We start from the raw sequence: 17260 nt of genomic DNA, 5'->3' as shown, positions 1-17260 counted from the left end.
ACGCGCGGGCTATTCCGCGGCGGTCAGCTTCAGATAGGCAAGGCTGGCGCTTGAGGCCCCGTTGCGGCCTTCGATCTCGCGCAGGATCCGCGGCAGGATGGCGGCAGCGTTTTCGCGATCCCGGATCAGGGCGGCACTGGTCAGGGGTTCGTCGCTTTCGACCGCCAGCAAAAGCTGCGGCGCCTCCTCCACCCCTTGTCCCAGCGTCAGGGCAAAGCTTGCGCTGCGCTGGTTGCCCACGGGCTGCGACAGGCGGCTTGACAGGTTATAGACATTGCCGCGCGGGCTGATCAGCACCAGCCACACCGACTGCGTCGACGGCACGGTCAGTTGCGCGGTCACCGGTGTCTGGCTGGGCACCTTTTCGGCGGACAGGAACAGTTCTACCCCGTTGCGGCCCCGGCCCTGAAGCGCGCGGGCAAAGGCCAGCACCGCGCATTGGTCAGAGGTCACCTGCCGCGGCAGCACCTCGGGCCGGGCGCCGAATTTCTCCTCATAGGCCGTGGGCAGCCCGGCAAAGGCATCGCCCGACGCAGAATATCCCTCGATCACGCCGGCATTGGGCCCCTGGGCCACGCGGCTGACAAAGGTGCAGGGGCCGGTCTCGAACCCGGCAAGAAAGCCCTCGCGCGTGTCGGTCAAGGGCGCGGGGATGCCGCTCGTCTGGGTCCTTGGCGGCGCGTTGGCCCCCTCCCCCTCCGCCTGGTCCGTCGGTTGGCCACCGATCAGACCGGTGGACCACGCATAGTATCCGCCGCCGCCCAACGCCCCCAAGAGCAGCAGCGTCAAAAGGGCCGGCACCAGGCCGCCGCCCGATTTCTGCGACGCAGGCAGGGGCGGAAGCGATCCCGGCGCGGCGCTGCCCATGCCCGTCATCGTGCCGACGGAACTGCGAGAGGACGATGTCCATGTGCCCGATTGCGTCATGCCGGGCACCTGCAGGCCCGGTGCCATGCTGCCCATCGTCGGCCCCCCGGCGGAAGAGACCACCCGCGTCGGATCAGACCATGCAGGCGCGGGAGGCACCCAGCCGCCAAGATATTGCTGCGGGATCTTCGTGGGATCCTCGGCCATCGCCTTGACGTCCAGCATCGAGGGTGGGCGCGCCGCCGGATCGGGCTCAAGCATGTAGGACAGGATCGGGCGCAGCTCCGGCGGGGCCTCGGACAGGTCGGGAACCGACTGGCGCGTCTGCACCGCCTCGACAAAGGTCGTGCCCATATCCAGCGGTTTGCCGATGGCCGCCGCCGCGATCAGCAGGCCCAGCCCGTAGATGTCGGTGACCTGCGTGACCTTGCCGTCGAAATGGCCAAGCTGTTCCGGCGCGGCATATTTGATCTTGCCCGCGAAACGCCCGTCGATGGTGCCCTCTTTCACCACCGTCGACTTGGCGATGCCGAAATCGATCAGCCGGGCCTCTTCCACGCGCCCGCGGGCCAGCATCACGTTGTCGGGCGACAGATCGCGGTGGATGACCTCCTTGGCATGTGCGGCGGCCAGCCCCTTGGCCAGTCGCGCCAGCAGGGTCAGAACCTCCTCCACCGACAGCGCGCCATGTTCGGCGATGTAGTCCTTCAGCGGCACGCCCTCGATGAACTCCATCACCAGGAAATAGCGCTGAAGATGCGGATCGGGGACGTAGTTGTAGTACCTGACGATGGTCTCGTCCGAGAGCTGGCGCAGCGTGCGCGCCTCGCGCTTGAACATCAGCCCCGCCTCGGCATCGTCGGCGCGTTCCTTCAGGATCGCCTTGATCGCCACCGGGTCGCCGGTATGGATCTCGATCCCGCGATAGACCTCGCCCATGCCGCCGGATTTCAGAACCTGGTCGATCCGGTAGTTGTTGTTGATCAGCGTGCCAATGGGCAGCTTGCCGCTATTACGGTTCGGGGCCGGGGTGGCGACCACCGTGCGTTCGATGTCGGAATCCTGCGCGCGCGGTGCAATCTGGGTCGGCGCGACCGAATCGTCCCCCGCCCGCGGGGCGTATTGCGTCGGCGCAAGCGAGTCGTCCGGCGGCGGGGCCGACCCGGCATCGGTTTTTGGCCGGTCCGTCCCGCCATGCGGGTGAACGACACGGGTGCGGTCATCGTCATCGTCCGGCAGGTCGTTGTCAGTGCCGCTCATCCCTCGTCCTCGCGGATATCGCTTTGCAGTCCCAGCATGTCATCCATGGTGACCGGTTCCAACTCCTCACCCGGCAGACAGCGCATCACGACCACCGTCACATTGTCTTTCGCGCCCCGGTCCAGCGTCAGGGCCACCATCGCATCGCAGGCGTCCTGCGGGGGCAGCGTGTCGGCATAAATCGCGATCTCGTAGTCCGACAGATGCTCGGTCAATCCGTCGGAACACAGGATAAATGTATCGTCTGCCTCCAGCGTGCCGGTGACCACATCGAATTCCGGCGTCTCGTCCACCCCGATGGCATGGGTGATCACGTTCCGGCGCGGCCAGTTCGCCGCCTGTTCGGGGGAAATCGCCCCGGCATCCAGCAGCATCTGCACCTCTGTATGATCCCGTGTCGTCTGTGTCAGCTTGCCCCCGCGCAACTGGTAAACGCGGCTGTCGCCGGACCACAGGCAGGTAAACTCGGACCCATGCGCCATCAGCACCACGACCGTCGCGCCGATGGTATCGGTCTGCAAATCACGCGCCTCTTGATGGATGCGCCGGTTCGCCGCCGCTATGCTGTCGCTGACCTGCGCCAGCAGCGCCGCGCCCGTGTCGGCGCCATCGACACGGTCGAGCGCCGCCACCACCGTCTGCGAGGCGAAATCCCCCGCCGAATGCCCGCCCATTCCGTCGGCCACCACCCAAAGGCCGCGCTCGGGCCGGGCAAGCAGGCTGTCCTCGTTGATCTTGCGCCGTTTGCCCACATCCGTCGCCTGCCCGGTCTGAAAGGTGAAACCGCTGTCCTGCTTCATCGTGGTCTCCTGCCCGTTTTTCGGTCCGGGTCTGTGCTGCCCGGTGGTCTTCTGGGCCGACGGCCCCGTCAGTCCAGCGTTTCGGGGCATCGGAACGCCCCAAGCTCCGGCATCAGGAAGGGCACCGTGTCCCCTGCAAAGCGGAGCCGAAACCCGACCGAGTGGCCGTTTATGTCCTGCCGCAGGGCGACGGTATTGCCCTGCACATGCGGTGCAGCCCTGCGCAGCCACCTTGCCACATCCCAGTTGCCTTCGGCGAAGTCGAATGTGCCAAGCGGTTCGGACTGTGCACCGTACAACGCAATCTTCACACCGGTGCCCGCCCCCGTCCAGACAACATCTGCGGCCGGGCCGCCCGGAACCAGGGCAATTGCCGCCCCTTGAAGCGTCAGATCGGCGCGCGCCACCGCCGGGCTGGCCGCCTCCAGCCGGATCGACATTGCCACCCGCGGGGTTGTCATGCCATCGGGGAAATAGGCGCGCTGTATGCGCTTGGCGGCATCGAAACGCGCCAGCGTTTCGGCTCGCAGCCGCTGCCCGATGGCGGTGCCAAGATCGGGCCGCAGGCCCTCGGCACGTTCGATCACATAGGGGCGCAGGTGATCGGCAACGAAGCGGTCCATCCGCCCCCCCGGTGCGAAGCCTGCCGCAAAGTCACCGGGGCCGACCTGTTCGGGCCCGTCCGCGAAGGGAAAGCGCCGCGCCAGCCCGGCCCGGCAGGGGGCGGTGATGTCATGGGCAAGCGCCGCGTTCATGGCCGACAGCGCAGAGGCGGGGTCATCGGTGCGGATATCGGCCACGGTGGCCGCGATCATCCGCGCGATCGGGGCCGGCATATCCCCAGCCTGCGCCGACAGGGCCGCCAGCGTCCGGCTCAACCGGTCATCATCGGCCGGGGACGGCGCCCGGGCCGCCGTGGCCAAAACGCTGTGCAAGGCACCGAAGCCATCGATCACCGCATCGGCCGGCCGTTGGCCCGGCGCGCCGTTCGTCAGCGCGTGCCAGTCCGCGAAATCGGCGCTGATCGCCTGGGCCAGCATGGCAATATCGTCCGCCCCGACCGTCGTGTCGGTCAGGCGCGTTTCGGCCGCGACGGTGGCCATCAGTTGCAGCAGCGGGGAACGCTCCGGGGACGCGATCAGCCCCAACCGCGCATAGTCCGGCGGATCGGCGGAGGGCTGTTTCAGCGCGAGCCGGTCGAACAGGTCCCGCCATGCGGTATCGAAGCGCTGCCGGTAGCGCTCGGCCACGGCCGCGCGCAGGACGGCCAGTTGCCGCGCGGTGTCAGGCGGCGCAGGGGTGTCGCCGCGGACCCATTGTTCCGACCGCCAGAGTTCCGCCGCCGCGCCCAGATCGGGGCCAAGGACCTGCGCAAACCCCGCCGCGGTGTAAAGCCCGGGCACGGCCAGCGCCCCAAGCGCAGTGGTGTCGGTGGTGCGGAATACGGCGGCCGAATCCGCCCCGATCCGGTCGGGCAAGACGAGGTCCGGAACCCCCGCGGCGAAGGCCCGTTCCTCCAGCACGGTCAGAACCCGGTCGGTCAGCGGCAGGCCCGCAAAGCCCGCCCGTGCCGCGGCCTTCAGCCCCTCATCGGGGCGCAACGACGGGGCACGGTCACCATCAAGCGACAGCATCACGGCCAGATGCGCCTCCAGCGCCGCGGCCTCCGCCGCGGGCATCGCCCCCCGCCAGGCTTGCGCGAAATAGCTGCGAATGGCGGCATCGCCGTTGCCGCGTGCCTCCGGATCATGGGCCAGCAGCATGTAGACCCTCAGTGCCCGGTAAAGAGCCGCGGCATCGCCCGCGATGACCAGCCGCGGCAGTTCGTTTTCCAGATGCAGCATCAGCCGCGGCCGCAGCAGCCGTTCCAGCCCGTCACAATAGGCCTGCCGGGCGGCGCGGCCGATCTCCCGCTGACGCGACAGGCCGAAGCCCAGGCGGAACGGGCCCGCCGGCCCCGCCCCATAGCCCCCCGGCAACTGCCGCAGCGCGTCGAGATGGGGCAACACCTTCAGCGGGTCCGGATCCTCGATGACGGATTGGACCAGCGCCGCCCGTGCCGCCCCCAGATAGACCGCCGCCCCGGCCTCTGCATCCCGGACGAGCGAGGCGTTCTGCCAATAGCTGAGCCCAAGCCCCGCCATCGTGCCCGCCGTAACCATGCCCGTCAGTCCCAGACCGATCCGGCGCCAGAACCGGGCCCGGCGCCCCGCACGGCGGTCGAAGATGACCCAGTCGCGTTCGGCGAAGATGACCTTGGTCATCAGGTCGTGCAGGAAAAAGCTCTTTCCCGTGCCGGACATGAAGGCCGGCAGCGGGCCTTGGGCCTTGCCGCTTTCGCGCGACATCAGGCCAAGGATCTGATCGACCGGCGTGCCCTCCTGCGTGCCGGAGGTGAAATAGAAACCGCGCAGGATCGCCTTTCGGCCCTGCCGCGGCGGCGCAAAGACCTGTTGCAGGAAATCCTCGACCCGCGGGCGCAGCAACGCCATCTGCTCGGGCAGGCCAAAGGCCGCGATGCGGGTGGCGCTGTCGGGCTCTCTGGCCATCCAGCCGACGACGAGGTCCGACAACCGCCGGACCAGCGCGTCGAATTCCTCTCCCACCCGCTGATAGGTGGGGTCCTTGCCGGTCCCGCCCTGGAAGGTGCAGCCCCAGACATCCCGCCGCTGCATCTTCGAGAAGCCGCCGAAACACTCGCGAAAACCCGAGATCAGGTCGGCCTTTGTGAACAGCACATGCACGGGGATGTCGATGCCCAGCGTGGCGTGCATTTCCGCCAGACGCTCGCGCATGGTCGCGGCGTGCCAGTTCAGGAATTCGGGCGTCCCGCGCATCAGGTCCTCGATCGAGAAGGCGAGGATCACGCCATTGATCGGCTGGTGGGGCCGGTGCGTGTGCAAAAGGTCCAGAAACGCCGCCCAGCTTGCCGTATCCGCCGCCCTGTCGGTTTCGCGCGTCATATAGCGGCCGGCCGTGTCGATCAGCACCGCCTGCCGTGCGAACCACCAGTCACAGTTGCGGGTGCCGCCAAAGCCCTGCGCATGATCGGGCAACAGGTCCTGCCCCGGAAACTCCACCCCGGAATAGCGCAGCGCGGTGGTCTTGCCCGCCCCGGGCGGGCCGACGATGACATACCACGGCAGCGCATACAGGTAATTCCGCCCCCCCGCCCGTTTCAGCCGGGCAAGGGCGGCGTCCATCCGGTCGGCAAGGATATCCCGGTCCCCAAGCGCGGGCATCAGCCGGGCCTCGAACGCGCGCGCACGGCGGCGTTTCAGGATCGTACCGATCACGGCAGACCCGCCGATCACGACCAGCAACGCCGCCAGCAGCGACAGGCGCAGCGGCAGATCGGCCAGCGCGGCAATACCGGTGGCCGGCAGACCGTAAAGGATGACAAGCGACAGGCTGACCGTGCCGATCACGCCCCACAGATGGCCCACCACCCCGGCGCCAAGGCGGCGCGTCGCATGTCCGACTGTGGTGAAAAGCCCCCGGCGCAACGGCTCAATCCCCCCGGCGGATCAGGATTTCGACCCGCCGGTTCAGGGCACGCCCCTCTGGCGTGGCATTGTCGGCGATGGGCTCCACCGGGCCCTTGCCCTCGGCCACGATGCGGCCGGGATCGGCCAGCCGCGCGGCAAGCAGATCGGCCACGGTCTGCGCGCGGGCCTCTGACAATTGCTGGTTGGTGCGGAACGGCCCGGTGCCCGACAGCGGCTGGCTGTCGGAATGGCCCACCACCCGGATCGCCCCGGTCTCGGCGTTCAGAACCCGCGCCAGCGCATCGACAAGGGGGCCTGCCTCCCCTTCCAGATCGGCGCTGCCCGAGACGAAGCTGAACCCAGCAGCGGGGCGCAAGAGCACCCAGTCGTTGCGCAGCGAGACGGCGATATCCAGCCCCGCCACCCCCTCCTGCAGGCGTTCCATCTGCGTTGTCGGCGCAGGTTCGGGCGCCCGCTGCACCGGGGTCGTCCGGGCCAGCACCACGGGCGGCAGCCCCTGATGCATCGTCGCGATCCGCCCCTCCGCGGCCCCGGCCCTGTCTGAGAGCATCGTCGCGAGCGTGGAGAAAAGGCTCAGCACCATCAGCGCGCCGATGCCGGCCGCAGCCCAGACCGGCACCCCCAGACGCCGCGGCCCGCCGGGGATCACCGGGCGCCAGCGCGGCGACAGATGGCCATCGTCGCGGGGGGCCAGCCGGCCCAGCAATTCGCGCAGTTCATGGCGGATATGGGCCAGTTGCACCTGCCCGCCGGGCAGATTGCGATAGGGCCCTTCAAGGCCCAGCGACAGACAGGCCAGCATCAGTTCGATGAACCGCGTTCGGCGCGCCGGGTCGCGCAGCGCCGCGTCGAGACAGCGAAACGCCCCGAGCGGCGCGTCGGGATCGCCGAAATAGCGCATCCCCATGCCCCCGTTCCGCCACCGCGACGGATCGGGCACGGGCAGGTTCTGTAGGATGTCGTCGACGCAGGCGGCAAGGATGTATTTCGCCTCGTTCACCTCATCGGCGGACAGCCCCGCCCCCGCGGCGACCTGCTCGAACCGGTCGATTTCAAGGGCAAGGTGCCCTTCCAGCCGGGTGGAGCGCAACTCCACCCGCCCGGTGCGCAGCCGCCCCAGCAGCGACAACAGGCTGACAGCCGCCGCCAGCAGCGGATTGCTCGGCCCGGCCGGGCCAAGACCGGTGGCGCGCATCGCGTCCTCCACCGCGATCTGCTGGTCGCCCCGCCCGTCGAAATCGGGGCGCTGCGCGGGCGGGCGCGGGACGGCGCCGGGCCGGCCGGTGGGCGTCGGCCGTGCCACGGGGCCGCGGGGCGGGGCGGGGGCGGCCCCTTGCAGATGGGGCGGTCGTTGCAGGCGGGCCGGTGTCTGCCGCTCCTCCCCCTGCGATGGCGGGGCAGAGGGCACATGGTCGGGCATGATCGGCATGCCGATGACGGTCCGGTCCGCGGCTGCGTCACCGGGATCGCGCCGGGCGAACGGACCTCCCGTCCCCTCCGCCCCTTGCGGTCGCGGGGCGCGCGGATGCCGGATCACCGTCTTGTCGTCGTCCCTCGCCATTGCCTTTGCCGTGACACCTAGCGGGCCGCGACGGGCGGGCCCGAACCGATGCCGCATCTTTCGCGCCGTCCGGGCTTTCGCGCCGCATACGGGTGCGGATGTGCCCAGGGGCAGCTTTCCGACACCGAACGCCGGCGCCTTGGCCCGTAAGACTTGTGCAGATGCAGCACTCCTCAACCCTGCGGCCACGCCGGGGCGCCGTCAAGCGCCCCGGCGACAGCCTTGCCTAGAACTGCAGACGCGCCTGAAGCGTGACACCCCAGCTGTCCATCTTGTTGCTGAAGCGAGAGTCGGCGCGGATACTGGCATCAAGCTGGCGCAGCGGCAGGGCAGAGCCCGCCCCGAACAGCCGCGTGAGGTTCATCCCGACACTGATCTCGCCGAACCCGCCGAGGTTCTCACTCAGGAACGCGGTGCTGTTGTTGGTCGCGTCCACCGAACTGGAGATATCGCTGCCGAAGTCGTTGAAGTAGGTCGCCGTGCCGAAATAGGTCAGGGCCGAGCGGTCGCCCGGCAGAACCTGCGTCCGCACAAGGGTTGCCCCGACCAGGGCGATCTTCTGGTTGATGGTGTCGATCTGCAGAACGCTGTCATCGGCGGTGGAGTTCGGATCCCCCTCGATCTCGATATCGTCGACGGAAATCCGGGTCAGCGCAAAACCAACCGTGGGCACGATGCGCAGGTTCAGGTCCTGGTTGAGAAGATGCGAATAGCTGAGCGATCCACTGATGGCCATACCGGAGCTGGTGTAGCTCTGGCTTGCGATACCCAGACCGCCATTTGCGAAATCCACGGTTTCACGCAGATCGTAGGACGTCGTGTCGGCGCGGAACATGATGTCACCGAAGAAGTTGCCGCGCGCGAAGTTCAGATAGACGCCCCCGAAATACTGCTCGAAATCGGTATTGATCTTGTTGTTGACGGTCAGCGTCGTATCGACGGGAAGCGAGGAACTGCCGCTGTTGAACCCAAGCATCGGCCCGACCGCAATGTCCCATCCGTTGTGGAAACCGCCCGAGCAGGACCGGTCGAGGCCGAGCTGGAAGCCCGAATAGGACAGGCTGATATCGTTGGTTGCCGAATTCCCGGCGCCGACATTCTGGGTCTTGAGGCTGGCATTCGATTCACCGCCCGTCATCCGGATCCATGCGCCGCGGGCACAGGGATCGTCGCCGGGATCGACAAGCGGCGTGACAAGTGCGGCGGACGGCCGGTTGATCACGGTCGCGATCATGCCCTGCGTGGCGGCCACGCCACTGGCCAGACCACCGAATGCAGAGTTGGCGATGGATTCAAGCTGGATCGTGCCGTCGGTGTCCGTGTTGATCTGGTAGAGGAAGGGGCCGTTCGTCGGCAGCCCGGTCGTTGACACGGTGCCGGACAGGTTGTTGTCGCCGGTATAGGTCACAAGGTCGATGCTGCCACCGATACCCGCGAAAACGGTGCCGTTGATATTCGTGAAGTGGAAGGTCGGCGTCCCGGAGATATCGCCATTGACCGCGATCAGGTCGCTTGTATCCGCAGCGCCCCCGGCAATATCGATGCCCGAAACGTTGACGTCATAAAACAGATCGCCATCCAGCACCGCATCGCCATTGATCGTGATGACATCGCCGGTGTCGCCGTCAAGCATGTCGATGATGCCGGTATTGGTCAGAGACCCCTGAACGGTGACGCTGCCATTCGCTTCCAGCCGCCCGCTGTTGGTGAAGGAGGTGGCCCCCAGCGTCGACCCGGTCTCCAGCCCGATGACGCCAGTGTTGGTCAGTGTCGTGCCGGTCATCGACCCGCCGCTGCGCACGATCACGCCGCCGCCATTGGTCAAACGCTCGGCAACACCGCCATCGTCCACCACGTCCGGATCGTCACCGGCAGAGTTGGTGAAGGCCCCGAAGGTGAAATTGGCCGCCACGTCGAAGGTGCCCGGGTTGGTGACCGTGCCGCCGATGCTGGTCGCGCCCGTCACCGTCGTTGTCAGCGCGGCAGTCTGGCTATAGTCACCCGTGATGGTCGCCCCCGACAGGGCAAGATCGGTCGCCTGGTTCGTCAGGTCGCCGTCGATGGTGCCGTTGGTCAGGTCAAGCGCCGCCGCCCCCGTCAGGATCACATCCCCCGTCAGCGTCCCCGCCGACGTGATCGTCCCGGCCGAGGAGGCGAGCGCGTCAAAGCCCAGTTCCGCCCCGCTGGCCACGTCGATCGCCGCCGCACTGATCGAGGTATTGGTCAGCGTCGCGATGCCGTTCATCGTGCCCGAGGTCACGGTCAGCGTGCCGGCGCCCTGGTTGCTCAGGTCGTCATTGCCCACGGCCACGGTCCCGGTGCCCGCCTGCACGACGATGGCGCCCCCATTGGTGATGATCTCTCCGCCCGACGCATCCGTGTCGGAATCGAAGGTCGCGTTGCCATCGAAGGTGATCGTGGCGGCGGCCAGGTTGTTGATCTCGCCCACATCGGTCAGCGCGCCACCATCGGCCACGGTGATCGTGCCGGAATTGACCAGCGTGTTGCCGGTGCCGTGCAGCGTGGCATCATCCTGCAGCACGATGGCTGCGCTGTTGTCGATGGTCTGCGCGTTCAGCGTCTGCGCCGCGGCGACGGTCAGGGTGCCGCCGGTCACGCTCAGATCGCCCTGGATCGTGCTGTCGCCGTCGACGGTCGTGGCGCCTGCGGTCTGGTCGTAGTCGCCGGTGATCGTTCCGGCCAGCAGGCTGGTGCCGGTGCCCGCGCGCGTCACGTCGCCGTCGACCGTGTCGTTCAGGTCAAGCGCGCCGGTCCCCGTCACGTCAAGCCCGCCAGTCGCGGTGAAGGTATTGCCGGCCTCGACCGTGAAGGTCCCGCCCGACACCGTGGTCGCCCCCGAAACGGCGGAGGCCCCGTCCACCGTGGTGGTGCCCGCCGTCTGCGTATAGGCGCCCGTGATATCGGCAGCCAGTTCGGCGGTGCCCGTGTTGGTGATCGTCTGCCCGCCAAGGACATTGGCGTTCACGTCCAGCGTGCCGGCATTGACCGAGTCGGCCCCAAGCGTCGTGGCCGCGTCGACCTGCACTTCGGCCCCCGACGCCACGTCGAAGCCCGATGTCAGCGTCGTCGGGGCGTCGATCTCGAAGAGACCGCCGTCGATATTGACGAGCCCCGAAATGGTGGCCGCGCCATCGACATTGGTCTGCCCCGCCGTCTGCGTCACGGTGCCGGTGATGTCCGCGCCGATGGTCGCGGCCGAGGATGCGGTGGTCAGGTCCCCGGTCAGCGCGGCGTTCTGGTCATAGGTCGTGCCCGCGGCCAGGTCGACGTCAGAGGTCAGCGCGGCATTCACGGTCAGCGTGCCCGTATCGATGGTCATCCCGCCCGACACGCTGGAAATCCCGTCCACCGTTGTCGTGGCCGTGGCGTCGGTGTTCTGAACGAAGCTGCCGGTGATGTCCCCGGCCAGTTCGGCCGTGCCGGTGTTGGTGATCGTCCGCCCGCCAAGGATGGTGCCATTGACGTCCAGCGTGCCATCGTTCGACGAATCCGCCCCCAGCGTAAGGTCGGCATTCACGGTCAGGTCGCCGGCATTGATGACGAAGCCGCCCGCCATGTTCGACGCTGCGGCAACAACCGTCACCGCCGCCGCATTGTCCTGGGTGAAGGTGTCGGTAATGTCGCCCGACAGCGTGTAAACGCCGGTGCTGTTGTTGGTCACAGTGCCGGTGATGGTGCCGCTGTTGGTCAAGACCGCGGTGCCCGAAAGGGTCAGCCCACCGATGGCATTGAAGGTCTGGCCGGTCAGAACCACGAAATCGCCCGCCGAAACCGTGGTGGTCCCGGAAATGCCGGTATCGCCATCGATTGTCGTGGTGCCCGCCGTCTGGTCATAACTGCCGGTGATATCGGCGGCCAGAGTCGCCGTGCCGGTGTTGGTGATCGTCTGGTTGCCCAGGATATTGGCGTTGATATCCAGCGTGCCGGCATTGACCGACGCCGCGCCAAGCGTCGTATCGGCATCGATCTGAAGCTCTGCCCCCGCAGCGACGTCAAAGCCCGATGTCAGCGTCGCCGCCGCGTCGATTTCGAAACTGCCGCCGCTGACGGTGACCAGACCCGAGATCGTGGCCGCGCCATCCACATTCGTCTGCCCGGCGGTCTGGGTCACGGTCCCCGTGATGTCAGCGCCGATGGTTGCCGCGGACGCGGCCGTCGTCAGGTCGCCGGTCAGCGCCGCGTTCTGGTCATAGGTCGTGCCTGCGGCCAGATCGACGTCAGACGTCAGCGCCGCGTTCACGGTCAGCGTGCCGGTGTCGATGTTCATCCCGCCCGACACGCTGGTTGCACCATCGACGGTCGTTTCGGCCGTGGCGTCGGCATTTTGTACAAAGTCGCCGGTGATATCGCCCGCCAGCGTCGCCGCGCCGGTATTGGTGACGGTCTGCCCGCCAAGGACGTTCCCGTTGATGTCCAGCGTGCCGTCATTGGTCGATGCCGCACCCAGCGTGGTATCGGCATCGATCTGCACCTCGGCCCCCGAGGCGACGTTGAAGCCCGATGTCAGCGTCGTGGCCGCATCGATTTCGAAAATGCCGCCATCGACATCGACAAGCCCCGAAATCGTGGTGGCGCCATCCACATTCGTCTGCCCGGCGGTCTGGGTCACGGTCCCGGTAATGTCCGCGCCGATGGTCGCCGCGGACGAGGCCGTCGTCAGGTTGCCGGTCAGCGCCGCGTTCTGGTCATAGGTCGTGCCCGCCGCGACATCGACATCCGATGCCAGCGTGGCATTGACGGTCAGCGTGCCGGTATCGATGTTCATGCCGCCGGTTACCGTCGTCGCACCGTCCACAACCGTGGCGGCGCTGGCATTGGTGTCTTGCACGAAGCTGCCAAGCGCGCCGGCCAACGTGATCTCGGTGGCCGACCGGTTGGTCAGCGCCCCCGTGATCGAACCGGCGTTGAGGTCCAGATCGGCCACGCCGGTCAGCGTGACGTCCCCGTCCAGCGTTCCCGCCGCCACGATCATCCCCGCCGAGGAATTCAGGTCGGTAAAGCCAAGCGTCGCGCCGCTGGCCACCGTGATCGCCGTGGCACTGGTCGAGGTGTTGGTCAGCGTTGCGATGCCGTTCATCGTGCCCGTGTCCACGGCGACGGTGCCGACGCCCTGGTTGGTCAGATCGTCATTGCCCACGACAACGGTGCCACCGCCCGCCTGCACCGTGATCGTCCCGTCATTGGTGATGATCTCGCCGCCCGAATTGTCGGAGTCCGCATCGAAATCGGCATTGCCGTTGAAGGTGATCGTGCCGCCGGCCAGGTTGTTGATCGCCCCGGCATCCTCCACCGTGCCGCCATCGGCCACCACGATGGCCCCGGCATTGTTCAGCGTGTTGTCGGTGCCCTGCAGCGTGGCATTGGCCGCAAGGTCGATCGTGCCGGTCGCGGTGTTGCTGATCGTCCCCGCGCTCAGCGTCTGGCCGGCGTTGATGTTGATCGTGCCGGCATTCTCGATGTCGTCGATGGCATCGCTCGCCCCGATCGTCGTGTCGCCCGTGATGGTGATCACCACGCCGGACTGGACGGACATGTTGTAGTTCTGAATGCCCGTCAGGCTCTGGTCCGACCCGTAATCGATGATCGAGGTCAGGAAGACCACGTTGCCGGTTTCCGTGTGCCCCCCGGTCAGCACGACCTCGAAGGCCGAAATGGTGATCTCGCCCGCGCCGGCATTGATGATCCCGGTAGAGGTGAACACGCCCGATCCGCTGTCCAGCGTCAGCGCAAAGGTGCCGCCGCTGATATTGGTGATGCTGCCGCCATTGGTCAGGTCGCCCCCGACGGTCAGATCGGCATTCAGGTCGATCGTGCCGGCGGTGTTGACGATGCTTCCGTCAATATCCGTCGCGCCGGCGATGGTGGTGGTCGCGCCGGCGTTGTTCTGGGTGAAGTCCCCGGTCACCGTCCCCGCCAGCGTGCTGGCCCCGGTGCCGGTGTTGGACACGCTTCCGGTGATCGTGCCGCTGTTGTGCAACGCGCCCGTGCCGGAAATCGCGATACCGCCGCCTGCGGTGAATATCTGTCCGGCATCGACCGTGAAACTGCCGCCCGAGACAGAGGTCGCGCCCGACACGCTTGCGGTGCCATCCACATTCGTGGTGCCCGCGGTCTGGCTGTAGACGCCGGTGATGTCGGCGGCCAGCGTCGCCGTGCCGCTGTTGGCGATGGTCCGGCCGCCAAGGATATCGGCGTTGATGTCCAGCGTGCCGGCGTTGATCGAATCCGCCCCCAGCGTCGTCTGGGCGTCGGCCTGCAAGCGCGCGCCCGCGGCCACGTCGAACCCCGAACTCAGCACCGTTGCGGCGTCGATCTCGAACGTACCGGCGTTGATGTCGGCCAGCCCGCCGATGGTTGCGGCGCCCGTGACATTGACCTGCCCGCCGGTCTGGGTGATCGCGCCGGTCACATCGGCGGCGATATCGGCATTGCTGGAGGCCGTGCTCAGCGCCCCGGTCAGCGTGGCGTTCTGCACATAGGTCGCCGCCGTGGCAAGATCGATATCGGCCTGCGTGGCCGCGGTGATGGTCAGCGTGCCGGTGTCGATGTTCATGCCGCCCGCCACGGACAGCGCGCCGGTCACCTCCGTCGTCGCGGTGCCGTCGGTGTCCTGCACATAGCCACCGGACAGGGAACCCGCCAGCGTCGCCGCCCCGGTATTGGTCAGCGCAGTGCCGCCCAGCACCGTGGTGTTGACCGTCAGGATCCCGTCACTGTCGGAATCCGCATTCAGCGTGGTCTGCGCGTTCAGTTCCAGCGTGCCGCCCGAGGCCACGGTGACCCCCGCATCCAGCACCGTCCCCGCCGCGTCCACCGTGAAGGTACCGCCGTTGACGGTGATCAGACCGGTGATCGTCGCCGCCGTGCCCACATTCGCCTGACCGGCGCTTTGGGTCACGGTGCCGGTGATATCGGCGTCGATATTGGCATCGGCCGAGGCGGTCACGAGGTTCCCGGTCAGCGCCGCGTTCTGGTTCAACACCGTCGCCGCGGCCAGATCGACGTCGGAGGCCAGCGTGTCCGACAGCGTCAGCGTGCCGGTGTCGATGTTCATGCCACCCGCGACAGACAGCGCGCCGGTCACCTCGGTCGTCGCGGTGCCGTCTGTGTCCTGCACATAGCCCCCGGACAGAGAGCCCGCCAGCGTCGCCGCCCCGGTATTGGTCAGCGCTGTGCCGCCCAGAACCGTGGTGTTGACCGTCAGGATCCCGTCGCTGTCGGAATCCGCATTCAGCGTGGTCTGCGCGTTCAGTTCCAGCGTGCCGCCAGAGGCCACGGTGACCCCCGCATCCAGCACCGCCCCCGCCGCGTCCACCGTGAAGGTACCGCCATTGACGGTGACCAGCCCGGTGATCGACGCCGCCGTGCCCACATTCGTCTGACCCGCGCTTTGGGTCACGCTGCCGGTGATGTCGGCGTCGATATTGGCATCGGCCGAGGCGGTCACGAGGTTCCCCGTCAGCGCCGCGTTCTGGTTGAACACCGTCGCCGCGGCCAGATCGACGTCGGAGGCCAGCGTGTCCGACAGCGTCAGCGTGCCGGTGTCGATGTTCATGCCGCCCGCGACGGACAGCGCGCCGGTCACCTCCGTCGTCGCGGTGCCGTCGGTGTCTTGCACATAGCCCCCGGACAGGGAACCCGCCAACGTCGCCGCCCCGGTATTGGTCAGCGCTGTGCCGCCCAGAACCGTGGTGTTGATCGTCAGGGTGCCATCACTGTCGGAATCCGCATTCAGCGTGGTCTGCGCGTTCAGTTCCAGCGTGCCGCCCGAGGCCACGGTGACCCCCGCATCCAGCACCGTGCCCGCTGCGTCCACCGTGAAGGTGCCGCCATTGACGGTGACCAGCCCGGTGATCGTCGCCGCCGTGCCCACATTCGCCTGACCGGCGCTTTGGGTCACGGTGCCGTTGATGTCGGCGTCGATATTGGCATCGGCCGAGGCGGTCACGAGGTTCCCCGTCAGCGCCGCGTTCTGGTTGAACACCGTCGCCGCGGCCAGATCGACGTTTGAGGCCAGCGTGTCCGACAGCGTCAGCGTGCCGGTGTCGATGTTCATCCCACCAGAGACGCTCGACGCTCCGGTGACGGTAGTCAGGTCGCCGCCGCCGTCCTGCACATAGCTGCCGGTGATATCCCCGTTCAGCGTGACGGTGCCGCCGGAATTGTTGACGACCTGACCGCCGATGATCGAGCCGTTGACCACCAGGATATCGGAGTTGATCGCCGTCGTATCGATGGTCAGCGCGGCATCGACCGTCACCGTGCCAGCGCCATTCAAAAGCGCCCCGGTGATCGCGGAGTCGACCGCGACAACGGTTTCCCCGCTGCTTTGGGACCACCCGTTGGTGCCATCGCCATAGGTGCCACCCGACAGGGTGACGGTGCCCGACGTGCCCTGTGTGATGCCGCCGCTTGATCCGCCCGTTACGGTCATGTCGCCGGCCCCGGCGATGTCGAGGCTGTTGTTGATCGCGGAATCGAGCGCAAGGCTTTCGCCGGGGTTCAACAGGGTCAGCGTCCCGGTGATCTCGATCGGGTCGCCCTGGATGGTGTAGCCGTCCGCCTCGATGCTGGCATCGGTCGCCCGCACAGCGCCGAAGCTTTCGTCGACGGTCACCACGCCACCGGTTAGCGCGAAGGTCACGTTGTCGTCTTGCTGGAACCGGCGGACACTATTGGCCGCGTTGGTCCAGTCACTGGTGGTGTTGACGTCCCAAGTGCCGGGAACCGACCCACCGGAGCCGGGGAAGCCGACCACGCCCGGATCCCAGAACAGGTCTTCGGCCTGCGCCACCCCGCCCAGAACCAGCGTCGTCCCCGTGGCAAGGATCACCACCAGTTCGGTGGCGCGGCCCAGCCGGCAATGGCGGGTCAGGCTGCGTTGGCGAATGCCGACAGGACGCAAGTTCACCTTCAGGCCGACCAGATGTGTCATGAATTTTCGTCCTTCCCCAGTGTGACGTGGCGGGACCCCGGGACATGCGCCAAGCCCGGACGGGTCTCACATCCCCCCGGGCATGGCGCCGACATCTCGCTTGGTCCGACCGCCGGCATGCGCATCGCTCATGTCAACTGTCGGCGCAGCGCAGACATTTAGTCAAGTTTGAAGGAAGCGTCGCGGGATCGTGAACGACCCCGGTCGGGGGTTGTGACCCGTTTGTCACAGCAGAAGGTTGCGGCGCCGTCGATGGCTCTATCCTGACGCGAAACAGATAGAGGTTGCAGACTGGGGGCGCGGGTTC

General features: G+C 67.4%; 5 protein-coding genes. All 5 read right to left on the bottom strand.

What is annotated here, in order from left to right; all coding sequences use genetic code 11:
* Window positions 1–9: 9 nt before the first annotated feature.
* Window positions 10–2127 carry a serine/threonine protein kinase gene (locus RGUI_RS14395; protein ID WP_081534147.1) on the bottom strand — a complete coding sequence of 706 codons (2118 nt, stop codon included), beginning with the start codon at window positions 2125–2127 and terminating at the stop codon, window positions 10–12.
* Window positions 2124–2927, bottom strand: coding sequence for a PP2C family serine/threonine-protein phosphatase (locus tag RGUI_RS14390; protein ID WP_081534144.1), 804 nt, complete (start codon window positions 2925–2927; stop codon window positions 2124–2126). The genes RGUI_RS14395 and RGUI_RS14390 overlap by 4 nt, the downstream gene beginning before the upstream one ends.
* Before the next feature lie 68 nt (window positions 2928–2995).
* Window positions 2996–6433 (bottom strand): type VI secretion system membrane subunit TssM, encoded by a 3438-nt coding sequence (gene tssM / locus RGUI_RS14385; RefSeq protein ID WP_081534141.1) that lies wholly within the window; start codon window positions 6431–6433, stop codon window positions 2996–2998.
* Window positions 6434–6437: 4 nt separating this feature from the next.
* Window positions 6438–7997, bottom strand: a complete 1560-nt coding sequence (gene icmH, locus RGUI_RS14380; RefSeq protein WP_156882975.1) for a type IVB secretion system protein IcmH/DotU — start codon at window positions 7995–7997, stop codon at window positions 6438–6440.
* A gap of 226 nt (window positions 7998–8223) precedes the next feature.
* Entirely contained in the window at window positions 8224–16953 is an 8730-nt protein-coding gene (locus tag RGUI_RS14375) for a hypothetical protein (protein WP_081534135.1), read from the bottom strand.
* Between the last annotated feature and the right edge of the window lie 307 nt (window positions 16954–17260).

Origin of the sequence: Rhodovulum sp. P5 (assembly GCF_002079305.1) — a bacterium.
GTDB lineage: Bacteria > Pseudomonadota > Alphaproteobacteria > Rhodobacterales > Rhodobacteraceae > Rhodovulum.
Note: the sequence above shows the minus strand (reverse complement) of the source record. Positions and strands in the feature narration are given on the sequence as shown.

Bases quoted from the DNA above. Each gene is read 5' to 3' on its own strand.
- icmH (WP_156882975.1), bottom strand. From the start codon at position 7,997: ATGGCGAGGGACGACGACAAGACGGTGATCCGGCATCCGCGCGCCCCG.
- RGUI_RS14375 (WP_081534135.1), bottom strand. From the start codon at position 16,953: ATGACACATCTGGTCGGCCTGAAGGTGAACTTGCGTCCTGTCGGCATT.
- RGUI_RS14395 (WP_081534147.1), bottom strand. From the start codon at position 2,127: ATGAGCGGCACTGACAACGACCTGCCGGACGATGACGATGACCGCACC.
- RGUI_RS14390 (WP_081534144.1), bottom strand. From the start codon at position 2,927: ATGAAGCAGGACAGCGGTTTCACCTTTCAGACCGGGCAGGCGACGGAT.